The 14,654-nt window shown below is 67.8% G+C and carries 16 protein-coding genes and 1 pseudogene; 9 read left to right on the top strand and 8 right to left on the bottom strand.

What is annotated here, in order from left to right:
• Positions 1-17: 17 nt before the first annotated feature.
• The gene (locus AC08OU_RS14595; RefSeq protein WP_476605114.1) at positions 18-584 is read right to left on the bottom strand and encodes an ISAs1 family transposase; all 567 of its coding nucleotides are present in this window, start codon (positions 582-584) and stop codon (positions 18-20) included.
• A gap of 140 nt (positions 585-724) precedes the next feature.
• Between AC08OU_RS14595 and AC08OU_RS14590 the strand changes: the two genes are divergently transcribed.
• The 5 genes and pseudogenes from AC08OU_RS14590 to AC08OU_RS14570 all read left to right on the top strand — a co-directional run bounded on the left by AC08OU_RS14590 (position 725) and on the right by AC08OU_RS14570 (position 4,150).
• Complete coding sequence (locus tag AC08OU_RS14590) at positions 725-1,330, top strand: hypothetical protein (RefSeq protein WP_476605113.1); 606 nt, start codon at positions 725-727, stop codon at positions 1,328-1,330.
• Positions 1,331-1,655: 325 nt separating this feature from the next.
• Positions 1,656-1,973, top strand: a pseudogene (locus tag AC08OU_RS14585) (IS701 family transposase); the annotation flags it as partial.
• 178 nt (positions 1,974-2,151) lie between these two features.
• The gene (locus AC08OU_RS14580) at positions 2,152-2,511 is read left to right on the top strand and encodes a response regulator transcription factor (RefSeq protein WP_476605115.1); all 360 of its coding nucleotides are present in this window, start codon (positions 2,152-2,154) and stop codon (positions 2,509-2,511) included.
• 2 nt (positions 2,512-2,513) lie between these two features.
• Positions 2,514-2,975 (top strand): universal stress protein, encoded by a 462-nt coding sequence (locus AC08OU_RS14575; protein ID WP_476605112.1) that lies wholly within the window; start codon positions 2,514-2,516, stop codon positions 2,973-2,975.
• A 242-nt stretch (positions 2,976-3,217) separates the two neighbouring features.
• A complete protein-coding gene (locus AC08OU_RS14570; RefSeq protein WP_476605111.1) occupies positions 3,218-4,150 on the top strand; it encodes an endonuclease/exonuclease/phosphatase family protein in 933 nt (310 codons plus the stop codon).
• A gap of 49 nt (positions 4,151-4,199) precedes the next feature.
• Here the strand turns inward: AC08OU_RS14570 and AC08OU_RS14565 are convergent, their stop codons facing one another.
• Both AC08OU_RS14565 and AC08OU_RS14560 read right to left on the bottom strand, forming a co-directional pair.
• Positions 4,200-5,573: a cation:proton antiporter gene (locus AC08OU_RS14565; RefSeq protein WP_476605110.1), complete on the bottom strand. Its 1,374-nt coding sequence runs from the start codon at positions 5,571-5,573 to the stop codon at positions 4,200-4,202.
• A 13-nt stretch (positions 5,574-5,586) separates the two neighbouring features.
• Positions 5,587-6,417 carry a hypothetical protein gene (locus AC08OU_RS14560; protein ID WP_476605109.1) on the bottom strand — a complete coding sequence of 277 codons (831 nt, stop codon included), beginning with the start codon at positions 6,415-6,417 and terminating at the stop codon, positions 5,587-5,589.
• Positions 6,418-6,686: 269 nt separating this feature from the next.
• Here AC08OU_RS14560 and AC08OU_RS14555 point away from each other — a divergent pair, with 269 nt between their 5' ends.
• From AC08OU_RS14555 to AC08OU_RS14540, 4 genes are all read left to right on the top strand, one after another.
• On the top strand, positions 6,687-7,496 hold the full coding sequence (locus tag AC08OU_RS14555) for a hypothetical protein (RefSeq protein ID WP_476605108.1): 810 nt from the start codon (positions 6,687-6,689) through the stop codon (positions 7,494-7,496).
• Positions 7,493-8,140 (top strand): NUDIX domain-containing protein, encoded by a 648-nt coding sequence (locus AC08OU_RS14550; RefSeq protein ID WP_476605107.1) that lies wholly within the window; start codon positions 7,493-7,495, stop codon positions 8,138-8,140. Before AC08OU_RS14555 ends, AC08OU_RS14550 begins: the two co-directional genes overlap by 4 nt.
• A gap of 102 nt (positions 8,141-8,242) precedes the next feature.
• Positions 8,243-9,427 carry an MFS transporter gene (locus AC08OU_RS14545; RefSeq protein ID WP_476605106.1) on the top strand — a complete coding sequence of 395 codons (1,185 nt, stop codon included), beginning with the start codon at positions 8,243-8,245 and terminating at the stop codon, positions 9,425-9,427.
• A 1-nt stretch (position 9,428) separates the two neighbouring features.
• Positions 9,429-10,031, top strand: coding sequence for a histidine phosphatase family protein (locus AC08OU_RS14540; protein ID WP_476605105.1), 603 nt, complete (start codon positions 9,429-9,431; stop codon positions 10,029-10,031).
• A gap of 250 nt (positions 10,032-10,281) precedes the next feature.
• Here the strand turns inward: AC08OU_RS14540 and AC08OU_RS14535 are convergent, their stop codons facing one another.
• The 5 genes from AC08OU_RS14535 to AC08OU_RS14515 form a co-directional block, all read right to left on the bottom strand.
• Complete coding sequence (locus tag AC08OU_RS14535) at positions 10,282-10,968, bottom strand: branched-chain amino acid aminotransferase family protein (protein WP_476605104.1); 687 nt, start codon at positions 10,966-10,968, stop codon at positions 10,282-10,284.
• A gap of 8 nt (positions 10,969-10,976) precedes the next feature.
• The gene (locus AC08OU_RS14530; protein WP_476605103.1) at positions 10,977-11,747 is read right to left on the bottom strand and encodes a thioesterase II family protein; all 771 of its coding nucleotides are present in this window, start codon (positions 11,745-11,747) and stop codon (positions 10,977-10,979) included.
• A 619-nt stretch (positions 11,748-12,366) separates the two neighbouring features.
• Positions 12,367-13,533: an IS701 family transposase gene (locus AC08OU_RS14525; RefSeq protein ID WP_476605102.1), complete on the bottom strand. Its 1,167-nt coding sequence runs from the start codon at positions 13,531-13,533 to the stop codon at positions 12,367-12,369.
• Between the two features lie 79 nt (positions 13,534-13,612).
• A complete protein-coding gene (locus AC08OU_RS14520; protein WP_476605101.1) occupies positions 13,613-13,978 on the bottom strand; it encodes an MFS transporter in 366 nt (121 codons plus the stop codon).
• A partial coding sequence (locus AC08OU_RS14515) for a LuxR C-terminal-related transcriptional regulator (RefSeq protein ID WP_476605100.1) occupies positions 13,971-14,654 on the bottom strand: 684 nt, incomplete at its 5' end. The genes AC08OU_RS14520 and AC08OU_RS14515, both read right to left, overlap by 8 nt.

Below are 14,654 nucleotides of genomic sequence, written 5' to 3'. Positions count from 1 at the left end.
GACCGCGATCCGGCCGATCATGAACCAGGAGCCCGGAATGGCACCTTCCCCTGCCTGTGCGTGTTGTGCCTGCCCGATCCATGTCGCGGCGAGTCCGGACGGCGGCGCCGGCTCTGGAGCCTCCGGAGCTGGGAGTGATCTTCGTTGAAGGTGACATCTCGTGACCAATACAAACGGTTCTCCACCACCCAATGGCGCCGTTCGTAGTAGTTCAGATGAACCGGTCCGGCTAGGTCGGCGGGCAGGCTGGTGATCCCGAACACGATCTCCTTGTGTTCCATCACCCCGTCCAGGCCGCCGGTGTCGCGGCGCAGACGGAACGCTTGCGCCGCGCCGGGAAACAGGGCCTCGTCGGCGGCAGCGACGCGGATGGTGCGCCGTTCGACCCGCCCGTGCCCACGGTCGTCCTCACCAGCCGTGGTGTCGGCCCAGTCGGTGTCCGGACCGGCCAGCAACGCCGCGGCGGCGGCCCGCACGATCGGCTGGTTCCCCTCGATGATCAGGACGTAGTGGCCCTTCAGCTCCCCGGTGATCAGCCGGGCGGTGGCCTTGGCGGTGTGCAGAGCATCCAGAGTCCACACCATCCCGGCCGTGTTCTGATGGCGTTCTCGGTGGCGTTCAGGCTACGGAGCAGGTCTAGGAGGCCACTGAATAGCCCACTTGGAGATCAATTTGCAAGGCACTGACCTGCGCCTTCTCGGTTGATCAAGGTCAGATTTCGCGGTTGTTCAGTGCCGTCCTAGACGAGTTGCGCGGGCTGCTGCTCGACAAGACCATCACCGGTCCCGCCGTGGATGCGGTGTGGCGGCGCCTGGCCGAGCACGCCCGTGCCTGGGGGCCTCAGCGGGTCGTCGGTGCTGTCGGCGTCGCCGCCCCCGCCCTGACCCGGATGGCCACGACCCTGTCCGCCGGCCGGGCACACCGCGGTGAGGACATCGACGCCGAGGTGCTCGCCGGGTTCCTGCATACCCTGCGTCACGCCGACCCAAATGGGCCCCGGCTGTGGCTACGGCTGACGTGGGCGGCCTGGCGTGCCGGTCACGCTGCCGGCCGTGGTCACGACGTCGCTGCGCTGCCGGACGAGTTGCCCGGTGCGTCCACCACGCCGCAGGTCCCCTGGGGCCATCCCGACCTGCTCCTGGCCCGCGCCGTCACCGTTGGCGTCCTCACCGAGTACGAGGCCGCGCTGATCGGCGACACCCGCCTCGGCGACGTCCTGATCGACACCCTCGCCGCCGAGCACGGCGCGTCCGCGCCCGCCCTGCGGATGCGCCGCGCCCGCGCCGAACGCCGGCTGGTGACGGCCATCCGAGTTGGAGATATAGGCTGAAGTGTGCCGTCTCGCACAAGGGGTCGGTCGGGATGCTCCTGCGCGGCGGATCGGCCCTGGCTCGCGTGCGGGACTACGAAAGGCGACGTCGCCCGGATCCGCCGAACGGCGCTCCGCAGAGCTCCGCTAGGCCGCATTCGCTGGCCAGATGTAGAGCACTGTTCGAGGCGGGTGGGTCGTTTCGCCAGGGACGGGGTTCGCACTGATCGCCGCCCCGAATGTGCTCAAGGTGCCGAGCGGCTCCGGGGATTCGGTCGGAGAAGCTCGTTGACGTGCATGTTTGGTTGTGCGCGTGGGTTTTGGCGGTTTGGGAGCCCTACATTCGTTCCAGTCCGGCAAGGAACTCACGGCCCTGGACGAACACCAGGTCCGCCGCTGGACCTCCTGGCAACGCTGGACCGTCCTGGCCATGCTCGCCCACGCCGTGCTTTCCGTCCTGGCCGCCACCACCCCAGCACCCGACCCCACCACCGGACTGATCCCCTTGACCCGCAACGAAATCCGCCGGCTCCTCGCCGCCGCCACCGCACCCATCCACCAAGCCCGACACACCCTGCACTGGTCCACCTGGCGACGACAACACCAAGCCCGAGCCCGAGCCCGCACCAGCCACTACCGCCGCCGCGGCGACGATATCACCTGATCACACGAAGTGCCGCTGTCGTACTAAGAGCACATAGGCGACAATGGTCCTATTGGTAGCGATGGTGCTCACCCGCCGGAGGGGGCGCGGTGGAGCGGATCGATGAGGCGAGCCGCCGCACCCGCGCGGTCCGGTCGGCGGATAGCGATCGGATGGAGGGGCACTTGATGGTGGTCCGATCTGCTGCTGCACGCAGGAATCGCGCGTCGTTGGGCGGCAACACGGTGGTGTCCGCGCAGCTCGTTCCGGCCTCCGGCGTTCGACGTCGAGCGAGCGGGAGATCGAGGTGGTCACGGTGCTCGGAGAAGGTCTGCCGGACACCAAGATCGCCAAGCGTCCGTCGACCCAGGAGACCACAGTCCGCAGCCACGTCCACCACATCATCGCGAAGCTCGGCCTGCGGACCGGACCTGGGATCGTCATCGTGGCGCATGAATACAGCCAGGCCGCAGCCCGGATGCGCACTTTGCGCGCCGCCGGATGGAAACCACTGGCCGCAAGGGGTCAGACATCACCAGAGCAGAAGGGCGGCCTTTGAACGTGTCGGCCAGAGTGGTCGTCCTGGTGCTGGCGCACCGATCGCCCGAACGCCTCCTGCAGTTCGCGGCCGCCGAAGTCCGCCTCCGCGGCGGACCCCTGGTGGTGCTGACCCGGTTCTTCGGTCCCCTAAACGAGAACGACGACCGCGCGGACCTCAATGAGGCTGAGCTGCGGGAACTGGTGCACCGGCAGATTGAGAACGCTGCCCGCCAGGTCCTCACCAGGACGGACTGCGACCCACGTAGCGCCATCCACATCCTGAGCTTCGGCCTACGGGCAGCCCGGACAGCGGTGGCCGACCACACCTGGCAGGCGGATGTTCTGGTGGTGGCCGCGCCAGGGGATGGCCCGTTCCAGCGGTTCGCCTGGCGTTCCGAGGTCGGAAACGTCTTGCGCGCCAGCCGATGCCCGATCCTTATGGTTCCGCTCGCTCCGGGGCTGTCGCCAGCCGCCCACCGCTAACCACCCAGTGACACCCTTCTTCCTGACGGACCCACATCCTTCGGGCGCAAGGTGTCGAGCGGCGGCAGTTACTGATCTTGGGTCTGCGCCAGGCGGGTTGTCTCGTCGTAGGGCTGGTGGTGGTGTGGGCAGTCCCGGGGGATCCTGGCAGGCGGCGGTACCGAGGGTTTGGGGGCGGTCGTTCCGTGTTCGCGCTCGACCCGGAACTGCCTTGCACCAGGGCGGACCGATCTGGGATCATCATGCCAGTGCGCGTGGTGAGTCTCAATGCCTGGTGCGGCGGCATGCTCGAGCCATTGGCCGCCTGGCTTCCAAATTGCGGGGCCGACGTCTTATGTGTCCAGGAGGTCACCTGGACACCCGGCTACGACGGCTGGGTGACCTACACCGACAGTGACCGAAGCTCCCGCCAACGCGCCAGTCTGTTCACCGACTTGCGCCGCGCCCTACCGGAGCATCAGGCACACTTCTTCACCTACGACATCGGGCCCGTGCGCGGCGAGGACGGAGTGGTACGCCGCCAGCACTTCGGGATAGCCACCCTGGTCGCTTCCCACCTGCCGATCATCAGCGGAGAAACCTCTTTCGTGCACGGCACCTTCGCCCACCACGACGCATGGCCCGCCGAGGACCGTGGTCGAGCGGCGCACGCCCTCCGGGTCGTGGACGGCAAGGCGGGATGCGTCACGGTCGGGCATTTCCACGGTGTTCGTATGGCCGCCGGAAAGGTGGACACGCCCGGGCGCCGGCGACAGGCCGAGCGTGTGGCTGCCCTGCTCGGCCGGGTCCGCCGCCCGGGCGACGTCGTGGTGCTGGGCGGAGACTTCAACGTCCTGCCGGATTCCGAGACTTTCGAGATCCTGGGCCGCGCCGGACTCAGCGACCTCGTCGGCCGGACCGAGACCCGCACGTCGGTCTATCCGAAGCCTGGGCGGCACGCCGACTACCTCCTCGTCTCGGACCGGGCGGCCGTCGCGTCGTTCGAGGTGCTCGCCGCGCCCGAGGTTTCCGACCATCGCCCCCTCGTGCTCGATCTGCGTTCCTTGCCCCCGGCTGAGCACTGGTGTTCGGCCCAGGCACAGCCGATGGACACTGCGTCCGTCGTGGAGGTCGATGCCGCGGCCTTTGGCGGGGTCGGCACGGCGGTCGGTGAATCCTGGGCAGGTGTTGAGTGATGCATGGACTCATCACTGCGCCGACCAAGACCATAGGCTTTCTCGAGTTCTAGCCCGTGGGAAGCCGGGGGTCTCGGCTGAGGACGCCGTCCCGTTCCGGGCAGGGTTCGCGTCGGAAGGCCGCCATCGGCACCCGGCCGAGCCAGGTGCCGGCCAGCAGCGAGGTCACGACGGCGAGAAGCACCATGCAGGCGTAGAAGTCGGCGTTCACGATGTGCGCCCCGTAGGCCACCGTGGCCAGCACGATGCCGGGGCCACCGCGTGCGTTGAGCGCGACGGCGAGGTTGCGGGCGTCGGCGGGCGCGGACCCGGCCCAGAGGGCCCCGACATACACGCTCAGGCCCTTGACCGCGCAAGCGACGACGATGAATCCGACACAGAAGAGGACGTCGAAGTGGTGGCGCAGATTGAGGCTGAGACCGACCGAGGCGAAGTAGAGCGGGATGAAGAACGCGAACGCAAACCCGTTGATCACCCGGAGCGAGTGCGCCACCCCAGGATCGCGCTCGACCCCGACCGAGACGATGATCCCAGCCATCAGTGCGCCGAAAAAGGATTCGACGTCGAGAAACAGAGTGAGCACCGTGACGCCGAGAACGACGAGCAGGACCCGGGTGACCTGGTCTGTCTTCGGCTCCACCACCGGTTCGGGCGAGCCCGCGAGTGTCGGAGCGGCCGGTGAGGTCGACCGGGACCGCAGCACGTTCACCAGCAGTGCCAACAGGATGAGGGACAGGGTTGCTCCGACGTGGTAAACGATGTCTGGTGCGCTGCCAGGCGCCAGATTCAGCAGCTTCGGCAAGCCCAGCTCGGCCGTGCCGGAGCCGGAGCCGGAGACCAAGCCGACCGCGACCGTGATGACGACGTACAAGACGACGTCCTCGATGATCGCGACTGACAGCACCGTGCGCGAGAACGGCGTGCCCATGATGCCGAGGTCGTACATGATCCGGGAAATCACCGGGATGCTCGTGACCGCTACGGCGCAGGCGCTGACCAGCATGAATGCGTCACCTTGCCGGGCTGGGCCCCAGAAGGTTCGAAGCTGCACCACATGGAGCACGCCGAGGGCCAGCAGGAACGGCACGAACAACCCGACCCCCGCCGTGGTCAGCACCAACCGGTCCTGGCCCTGGCCGAACAACGTGCGAATGCCGGTGCCGGCGCTGAACATCAGCAGGAGCAAGCCCAGTTGGGAGATCGCCGACTGCACGGCCTGTGGGCCAGCGGCCCCGGTGAACAGCCAGGCGTGGACCCCGGGCCCGACGAGACCCAGTGCGGTGGGCCCGAGCAGGATGCCACCACAGATCTCCCCGATTGACCGTGGTTGGCGCAGGCGCTCGAAAGCTAGGCCGCCCAGGTGGGCTGCTAGCAACAGGGCGGCCAGGCCGGCCAGGGTCTGGGTGAAGGCCTCGTTGTTCATCGCGGGAGTCCGCTCAGACGTGGGCGGCAATGCCCAGCGCCCGCGCCGACCGTTGGTACTTGATGTCTCTGGTGACGGCGACCCCGAACCGCTGGCAGAGGGCGTCGGCCAGGGTCTCGATCAGTTGGGGCACCCGGGAGTCGCGGGCGACGTCCGGGGCGATCCGCGGATAGATCGCCAGCTCCACCTCGGCGAGCGGCACGCTGAGCCGCTCGGCCTCGTTCTTGCGTAGGTCGGCGACCTCGTAACGGTCGATGCTGCAACGCAGCGCGTCGCGCCCGTCCAGCCAGGCGAAGAACGTGTACCGCAGGTCGTCGAGCTGGATTGCCGGCCGCAGTTGGGCCGGGTCGATGTCATAGTACTCCCGCAGGTGAGTGCCGGGGTGGTCGATGTCGGTCCGCTTGAGCAGCGACGTGACGATCGAGACAGCCGCGGGGGAGGCCGACGCCTGCTGAATCGTCCGCTTCTCCTCACCGCCGAACACGTAACGGTGGTCCTTGCGCACGTTGTTGCCGTCCTCGGCCGCTTTGAAGGCGCAGAACGCGTGCGTGATCCGGTTACAGGAAGTGCGCAGCAGGGCGCCAGTCGGCAGGATCTGGTAGTTCGTGGTGTCGTAGTAGATCGCCGTGTTCAGCGGCGGACCCTGTCGGGCGTTCTCCTTCTCCACGATCCTGGCTCCCGTCACGCGATCTCCGATCGTCGCGATCATGTCGTCCAGCCAGCGGTAGTAGTCCTCGTTGGACACGGAGTCCATCTCTACTTTCACGCCCAACTGATTGAAGACGACGATCTCGCCCTGTCGGCTGTAAATGGCCTCGTCGGTCGGCGTGTGGAACAGGCGCATAGTGGGTGCACTCCTGGGAGACGGAACACGGGAATCTCAGCATGCTAATCAGGCTCACAACCACCGGGCAATCCGAGAAATGTCCACGACAATTGGTCGAACGTTGAACATGGCGTGGTCAATCGTGGAGCGACACTAAACAACTTTCCGGATTGACGATTTCCACCCGGGAGTCCGAAGCTGACCATGTTGCTGCAAATATTGTCCCCAAACCTGGAGGTCCCCCGCCGCCCTGTTCCTGTCCCTTGAAACGCTACGGAGAATTGCGGATGAACAACGCACCGCCAGCGCTTCCTTCCACCTTCGAGTCACTGCTTTTCGGCGGCCTGACCCTCGGCCGGCTGCAGCGTCTCCTGACCGAGCTGCCGCGTGGGGCGGATGCGCATGTCATCGACCGCAACCTGGCGCTCATCGCGGAGCTCGGCCGCCCGGAGCGGATGACTAGTCTGCTCGACACCGTTTTCGCCGATCCGGAGCAGCTGAGGATGATCGCGTCCCGTTCGTACCGGCACGTGAACCACTTCGACAAGATCGTGCTTGTCGACTCGGACGACCGGGCCGGATACCGGCTTACGCTGCATCTCTGGGATCCGCCGTACACCGATGAAGAAATCTTCGACGAACTCATTCATGATCATCGATTCAGCTTCTGGTCGACGATCCTGACGGGCAACCTGACGTCGGAGAATTTCGTCCTCTCGCGGTCAGGTCGCCCGTACCATCAGTACCGGTACTCCCCCGAGCGCGCAAAAGGCGCTACGGCGTCGAATTTCTACGAGTTCGTGGGAGACGCTGGTCTAGGCACCACCACGCCGTCCAAGGAGACCGCAGGCGGCTCGTACTACCTGGCCCACCACAGGACCCACCGGGTGATCCTGCCGGAGGTCGAGATGACCTGCACCCTCGTGCTGCGAGGCCCCCGGGAGCGGGATTTCTCGAACGTATTCAACACGTCGTACCCGACCCAGGACAGCCGGGCGACCAACGTCATGTTCACCCCGGCCCAGACCGAGGCCAAGCTGCGGAAACTGCACAACGAGATCACCCGGACCCGGCGAGGAGAAGCGAGGCGGCGGTGACCACGTTCGTCCCGACCGGCACGTTGTCCGACAACTGGTACACGATCGAGCGGTACTCGGTCGCCGAGGATGCCGACCCGCACGTCATGGCGCCGGAAGGGACTCCGAAGCATTCAGCTCGATGCGAGCGCCTGGTTTGCCGGCGCGGCGACCGAGTGGGCGTGTTGCCCTACTCGGCGGAACGAGACTCCGTCCTCCTGGTGCAGCTGTTTCGCCTGCCCGTGGCCCTGACCGGCTCGAGCGATGGCATGAGCATCGAGGTCCCGGGTGGCCTCTTGGACGGCGCCTCGGCAGTGGAGGCCGCGCGGCGCGAACTGCTGGAGGAGACCGGGTTCGAGGCATCGGACTACGAGTTTGTGCTGCGCTGCCACCTGAACCCGGTTCTGGTTGCCGAACAGACTTCGCTCTTTGTCACCGATCTTGACACCGCCGTCCGCCGCGACTGCGGCGGGGGCGTCGCGGCGGAGCACGAAGCCATCCGGGTACTGGAATATCTGATCGGTGAAGCGCTGGCAATGATCTCACGAGGCGAGATAGACGACGCCAAGACCATCATTTTGCTGAATTACCTCGCGCATTCCCGCAGCCTGGATCGTCAATCATCCGACCGCGCGATAAATGAGCGCCTTCCTGGCGACCCCTAGATCGATCCACCTGTTTCTGAGGTTCCCACTGGCCGTCCTGTCCCGGACCGTGATGTCATGGGGCCAGCACGTCGCCGAGTTCAAAAGGGGTTCCCTGATACCATGTCGCACGCGTACGCTGATTTCGCTACCGAGCGGTATGCCGTTGGCCTTCTGGTCACGAGCCTCATCGGCCGCCTGCCAGACGCAATGGCCCCGCTCGCCATCGTCCTGCAACTGCGCAACGCCGGCCTGGGCTACGGCGTGGTCGGCGTGTTGGCCGCGCTCTTCGTGGCGGCGACGGCGGTTGGAGGTCCGCTGATGGCCCGGGCGGTGGACCACCGCGGTCGGCAGGCGGGGTTGCTCGTGTTGTCGGCTGTGCTCTGCGCCACGGGACTGGTCGGCGTCGCCCTCCTGGAGGGTCGCGCACCGGTGGTGTCGGCCTTCGCGATCATCCTCGCGGGGGTGTTCTTCCCGCAGCTCGAGTCCTGCATTCGGAGTCTGTGGCCAAGCGTGCTGAGTTCGGACAGGGCGATCTCGGCCGCGTTCACCCTCGACGCCTCTCTGCAGCAGCTCATCTTCGTCACCGGGCCGCTGATGGTCGCCCTGGCGGTCGCCGTGGCGTCGGCGAAGGTCGCGCTCTTCGTCACCGCCGCGGCCACCCTCGGGGGAACGCTCGCGTTTGTGAGTTTCCCTCCGGTACGCGCCTGGCGCGGCGAGGTCCGCACACCGGACTGGGCCGGCCCGCTGCGGGCCGCTCTGATCCGCCGCCTGCTGGCGAGCATGGCCTGCGTCGGATTCGCGATCGGCGTCTTCAGCATCGCGTCGGTGGTCTACGCCGAGCGGCACGCCATGCCCGCTCTGGCCGGCTGGCTCCTCGGCGCGCATGCCGCCGGCGCCTTGGTGGGCGGTCTGGTGTACGGAACCCGCACGTGGTGGGCGCCGGCGCATCGCCAGCTGTCATTCATGCTCGGCGGCCTGCTGCTGTGCTACCTGCCTCTGCTCGCCGTGCCGGCCCAGCGCTGGCTGATGGTGGCCGCCATGGTCATCGCCGGCCTTTTCCTCTCCCCCATCCTTGCCTGCGGTTTCGGAATCCTCGCGCAGGAGGCACCGCCCGGCACGGCCACCGAGGGGTTCGCCTGGCTGGTCGCGATCGTCGGCGGCGGCACTGCGACGGGTGCCATGGCGGCCGGCTGGGTGGAGGGTGCGAGCCTGACTGTCGTGTTCGCGCTGCCCCCCCTTGCCGCGCTCGCGGGTGCGGTCGCCTCACTGCGCCGTCGGGTGCTGGTGCTGCAGTCGGCGGAGTGAGATGCGTATCCACCTCGTCCGGCACGCGCAGTCACAGTGGCAGGAATCGCCGGGGGACGACTGGGACAGCGACCTGACCGACCTCGGCCATCGGCAGGCCGATCGTCTGGGCGCCTGGCTGCAGACGCGACCACACCTGGATCGCACCTCACGGCTCGAGGTCGGCTCGCTGTGGTCCAGCCCGATGGTGCGGGCCCTCGGCACCGCGACCCCAGCGTCCAAGGCCCTGGACCTGCCGATCATCAAACACGAAAGTCTTCGCGAGGCCGACTTCCACGTCGCCTCCCGCCTGCCGGTCCGTGGCGGCCCGAGGGATGTACCGAGCCCGCCCCCGCCGTCCGAGCGCTACCTCGCCTTCCGGGAACAGGTGCGCACCGCTCTCGACGTGCTCGTGTCGGCCGGCGAGAGCGACGGCGCGCCACCACTCGCGGTCACCCACGGCGGGGTGATCAAAACCCTGCTGCGGCTAGTGACCGGGTCCGACGACGTCTGCGCGCGCGTCTACAACGCGGCCTTCGCCAGCGTTGAGTGGCGGCGTGGCCGTTGGCATCTGGTGCATGTGAACCTCTGGGACCACCTCCCGCCCGAGCTGCGCACGCTCTAACCGGGAGAGGGACTGTCCGACCTCCGGTTTGCGCCGTGAGGCGCTGTTGGTTCGAGTGGGTGAGAGACCTTAGCCTCGATCCGTGGATCGAATCGGGGCGCCGCTGGTCTCACTGTGACATCGTCATCCGCTCTTTGTGCCGCACCAGCGGTGCCCCAGCGGACACGACACGCCGCAACTCCCGCATCAGCGAAGATGACGGTCATGGTGAAGTACCCCGACTCGACGAAGGCATCACTGCAGCACCGACTCACCGACCGGGGCCCGCGAACGCTGGCCACAACTCGAACGCGTCGTCCTGCGCCACCGCGGCACCTTCAGCTACATCGACGGCGTACTGCACGACGGTACCGATTCCGCCCGGCGCGACCCGCGTCGCGTCCGTGGCCACCCACACCGCGATCGTCTCCGGGTTTCCGGCGAAGAAGCCTGACGTGATGAAGGCTTGGACGACGAACGTGTAGTGATCTGCCGGCCGGAGCGAGAGTGTGGGCTCCGTCGCGACGAGCAGAGGGCGCAGGTAGAGGCTGAGCGACGGGTCGTCCCGCAGCTCGGCCGCGTCGCGACGGGCCAACTCCTGCACGGCGGTGATGAAGACGTCGTCTGGTGGCTCCGGCATCACCAGCCGGGCGGCGGACCGGCGCATCCGCTCGGCATGGGCGTCCCCGCGGAAGACAGCGATCGCGCCGTCGGGCTGTCGGTGCGCCTTCAGACCCTCGAACACGATTTGCCCATAGTGCATGCCCACCGCCGCTGGGTCCAGCAAGATTGGGCGCCGGTGGCCTGACGCGACATCGCTCCAGCCTGCTTTCCGGCTCCAGGTGGCCCAGCTCATCGAGCTCGTGAAGGCGCGGCCGAAGGCGTAGCGGTCAGCCGCGCCAGGATCGCTGGTGGCGGCCGTGGTGACAGTGGGCGCCCGGAGAGCTGCGCTGGCCATCAGGCTCGTCACTGACGTGCCTCCCCTCGTGTGCCGGCTCCGGTCAGTATCGCCGTGGCGACTTCCCCGAGCACCGCGTCGAGTCGATCGTGCAGATAGAAGTGACCACCGTCGTGCAGCCGCAGGTCCATGCCCGCACCCGCGACCGGTTGCCACTCCCGCAGGTGCTCCGGCGGAGCAGTCGGGTCTTCCCGGCCACCGAGCACAGTCAGGGGCACGGGGAGAGGCTCCGGGTGGGTGTGCCGGTAGTTCTCGCAGAGCGCGAAGTCGGCACGCAATAGTGGCAAGGTCAGATCGGCCAAACCGGCATCGGCCAGCACTGCGGCTGGCGTGCCCTCCAGGGAGCTGACGTGCCGGATCAGGTCGGGCTCGGGCAGGTCGTGGACCAGGTGCTCACGCGGCAGGGTGGGACCCGGATATCCGGAGACAACCAGATGATGGACCGGCGCACTGAACGCCAGCAGTGCCCTGGTCAGCTCGTAACCGATGAGTGCACCCATGCTGTGTCCGAAGAACGCAGTCCGAAGTGGGCCGGCGGCCGCCGCCAGGACCGGCGCGAGCTCGGCCGCCAGTCCTCGAACTTCGACGGCCGGCGGCTCCCCGATTCGGCGCTCACGGCCCGAAAGGTGCACGGGGACGACATCCACCCGGGGGTCGATCCGTGCCGGCCAGTCCCGGTAGGCAGCGGCGCCCGCGCCGGCGTGCGGCAGGCAGAGCAAGCGGACCTCGGCCTGCGGAGCAGGCACCCGAGGGCGCAGCCAGGGGGACGGGACGGTCATCAGATTCTCCTAGATCCGTCGCCTGCTGGTGGCCCCCCACCCGCGGCGACGGTGCTGCGGGCACCTCGTGGGCGGCAATGGGCCGCTGGTCATCGGCATGGCGTACCAATAGCGGCGAGAGCAGTCCGACCACCCCGAAGAAGACGGCGAGCACTAGCCAGCCTGGGCTGCCGAGCCCCACCACAGTCGCCGTGATCAGCGCGGGCCCAACGAAGTTCCGAGCCACCGCGCCGAGCGCGAACACGCCTTGGTATTCGGCCAGCCGGTCACGCATCGCCAGGTCGTTCGCCAGTGTGAAGGCAGCGGACGCCTGGTAGATCTCGCCCAAGGTCTGGATGGCCACGCCGACAAGGAGGATGGCCGCTGCCGGCGCGGCCTCACCATCGGAGCTGAGGGGGGTATACGAGACAGGCGGTGAGCACCAGCAGGCCCGACCGCCGCATAGCGCTCGCCGCAGCCGGTAGTGTGATGGCGGTACGGGACAGGCGGACCTGGAGGGGCAGGTGCTGCAGTTCGGGACAGCTGACGGGGACCAGCTCGGGCTGTCCGTCCGTTTCTGTGGCCCGTCCTGTGGCTTGGTGTTCGAGCAGGACGGCAGCGACGAGGAAGGCGTAGGCGGTCAACGCGGCGGTGGACCAGCGATGCCAGGAGACCCAGGTGCGGACCTGCCCGTGGTCCAGGCCCGCGGTGCGCTTGCTGAGCTGGAAGTCCTGCTCGATATGCCACCGGGCGCACACCACCGCCACCAGGTCGGCCAGAGACGTCGAAGCCGTTGTCCAGCATCGGAAGAAGGAGATCTTGCGGGGTGTAACGATAACGGCGCATCAGCAGCACACTGTGCCCAGCCGGCCGCTCGGTTGGCGTTCGGCCCACCTGCGCGGTGGCGTCCTGGCCGGTCTGCTCGGTCGTCTGCTCGGTCGTAGGGACATCGTCGGCTTCGACGGCGAGCATGGGCCCAGTCGTAGTCCTTCGCGCCCTTGGTCGCGCTGCCGGTCCGCATCCGCGCCCACGCCGTCGCCGGGACCAGAGGGACCAGGTCGGTGCAGGAACGTCGTTTCCGGTCCGGTGTGGTGTGCTGCCGAGTGGCCGGGACCGCGACGACGTAGCCCAACCCCAGGGCGCGGCAGGTGGTGCGGAAGGCGACCGAGCCGTAGACCTCGTCCGCGGTGACGTACTCGGCGTGCACACCGGCGGCGAGCGCCGCTCGGATCAACTCCAGACCCAGGTCCGGTTTGGTTGCGAACTCCACGTCGTCGGGCACCCCGGCCAGGGTGCGGCGTTCGTCGTCGGCGGCCCACTCACGGCCCAGGTAGAGGCGTCGGCCGATCACGGCGTGCCCGGCCGGGGTGGCCAGCGACAGATGGACCGCGACCTGGCACAACCCCACCCCGCCCAGGGACCCGGAGTACTGCCGGGCCGCGCCGACGGCGTCGGTGGAGGACTTGGCGTCCCCGGTCTCGTCAACCGCCAGGATCGCCGGACCGCTCAAGCGGCCCCCGATCCAGCGGGCAAGGGCGGCCAACACCGCATCGGCGTCCCAGACCGCCCGGGACAACAAGTGCTGCAACCGGTACGGGCCCCGGTGGCCGACCGCCTCACCGATCGTCCAGCAGTTCGCCGACGGCAGTCCCATCACCAGACCGCTCACCAGATTCCAGAACGCCGTCCGGGCCTCGCGGCGGCCGAACAGGCCCGCCACACAGGCCTTGAGGTCCTCCAGCAGCGCCAAGTGATCGCCATGGGTTACCGTCGAGCAGACGGTCGTCGTGTCAGGGTGCTTCGTCACAGTTCATCGTGATCACGGCGACCGTCCCACAGCCGCACGACACGCCCACCACCCGCAACGATGCCCCCAACATCACGAACTACAACTGCCGTGACTGAGCGAAGGTGTGCACCAAGCCGTACACGGCGAAGGTCACGCTCAGTGCGACGTAGGCGCAGAGCAGGATCCGGCGGGGGCCGTATCGATCGCCCAGCCAGCCGATGGGGACGCTTGCCAGGAAGCCGCAGACGCCGGCGACGGACAGGCCCAGGCCGATCTTCGCGGCCGGGATCCCGACCACCTCAGCGAGGAAGAACGGTGTGGCGGTGAGGAACACGCCATAGCCTGTGGACTGGACGAAGGACAAGGCCGTGAACCGGCGCGCCTCGGAGTCGGCCGGGATCCATCCGAACAACCGGCGAGCCCGCGACCGGTGCGGTAGACGCTCGTCATCGGCCTCAGCCACGCCAACGCCCGCTCGTGGATAGCAGGATTGCCTCGGCACGGGTGCGCAGGTTGAGCTTGTTCAGGAGGTGGTGCACGTGGGTCCGTACGGTCGTCTCCCGGATCGATAGCTGTCGCGCGATGTGCGTGTTCGAGGCACCGCACCCGAGGAGATGGAACACTTCCAGCTCCCGCCGGCTCAGCCGGGACACGTCAACGCGAGGTTCGACGACGAGTTCGGGAACAGTCCGGCTGATCCAGTTGAACAGGGTGGACGCCAGCGTCCCCGACAGGTAGGGGTGCCCTTGCCGGACCGCGGTGAAGGCAGCCGAGAGCTCTGTTGCGGACGACCGCTTGTCCAGGAATCCCCGGGCTCCTGCTCTGATGCCACGTACCAGCGTGTCGGCGTCGGAGTGGTCGACCAGGAGCAGCGTCGGGCAATCGAGCCGGCTCGTGGCCGCTACCAGGTCCGCGAGACCGTCTCCGGACAGATCCCGCGCCCCGCTGGGGCCTATCACCAGTACCGTGGCGCCGTTACGCCGGATCTCCGCGGGGATGGCCGTCCGCTTCGCCACCACCTGCGCGACCCGTGCTCCGCCGCTCTCCACCGTGGCCCGGATGCCCGCACCCAACAACGGTTGGGGCTCGTGAACGACGACCCTGTGAGGCGTCGTCTGGGACGGATGAGCTGCAGGTAG

Source organism: Frankia sp. CcMO1, from assembly GCF_977945845.1.
Note: the sequence above shows the minus strand (reverse complement) of the source record. Positions and strands in the feature narration are given on the sequence as shown.

What these genes read in the sequence shown, in the direction of transcription:
- AC08OU_RS14535 (WP_476605104.1), bottom strand. Translation starts at nt 10,968, where the DNA reads ATGGCCAGCGCAGCTCTCCGGGCGCCCACTGTCACCACGGCCGCCACC.
- AC08OU_RS14595 (WP_476605114.1), bottom strand. Translation starts at nt 584, where the DNA reads ATGGTGTGGACTCTGGATGCTCTGCACACCGCCAAGGCCACCGCCCGG.
- AC08OU_RS14565 (WP_476605110.1), bottom strand. Translation starts at nt 5,573, where the DNA reads ATGAACAACGAGGCCTTCACCCAGACCCTGGCCGGCCTGGCCGCCCTG.
- AC08OU_RS14545 (WP_476605106.1), top strand. Translation starts at nt 8,243, where the DNA reads ATGTCGCACGCGTACGCTGATTTCGCTACCGAGCGGTATGCCGTTGGC.
- AC08OU_RS14540 (WP_476605105.1), top strand. Translation starts at nt 9,429, where the DNA reads ATGCGTATCCACCTCGTCCGGCACGCGCAGTCACAGTGGCAGGAATCG.
- AC08OU_RS14570 (WP_476605111.1), top strand. Translation starts at nt 3,218, where the DNA reads ATGCCAGTGCGCGTGGTGAGTCTCAATGCCTGGTGCGGCGGCATGCTC.
- AC08OU_RS14560 (WP_476605109.1), bottom strand. Translation starts at nt 6,417, where the DNA reads ATGCGCCTGTTCCACACGCCGACCGACGAGGCCATTTACAGCCGACAG.
- AC08OU_RS14555 (WP_476605108.1), top strand. Translation starts at nt 6,687, where the DNA reads ATGAACAACGCACCGCCAGCGCTTCCTTCCACCTTCGAGTCACTGCTT.
- AC08OU_RS14530 (WP_476605103.1), bottom strand. Translation starts at nt 11,747, where the DNA reads ATGACCGTCCCGTCCCCCTGGCTGCGCCCTCGGGTGCCTGCTCCGCAG.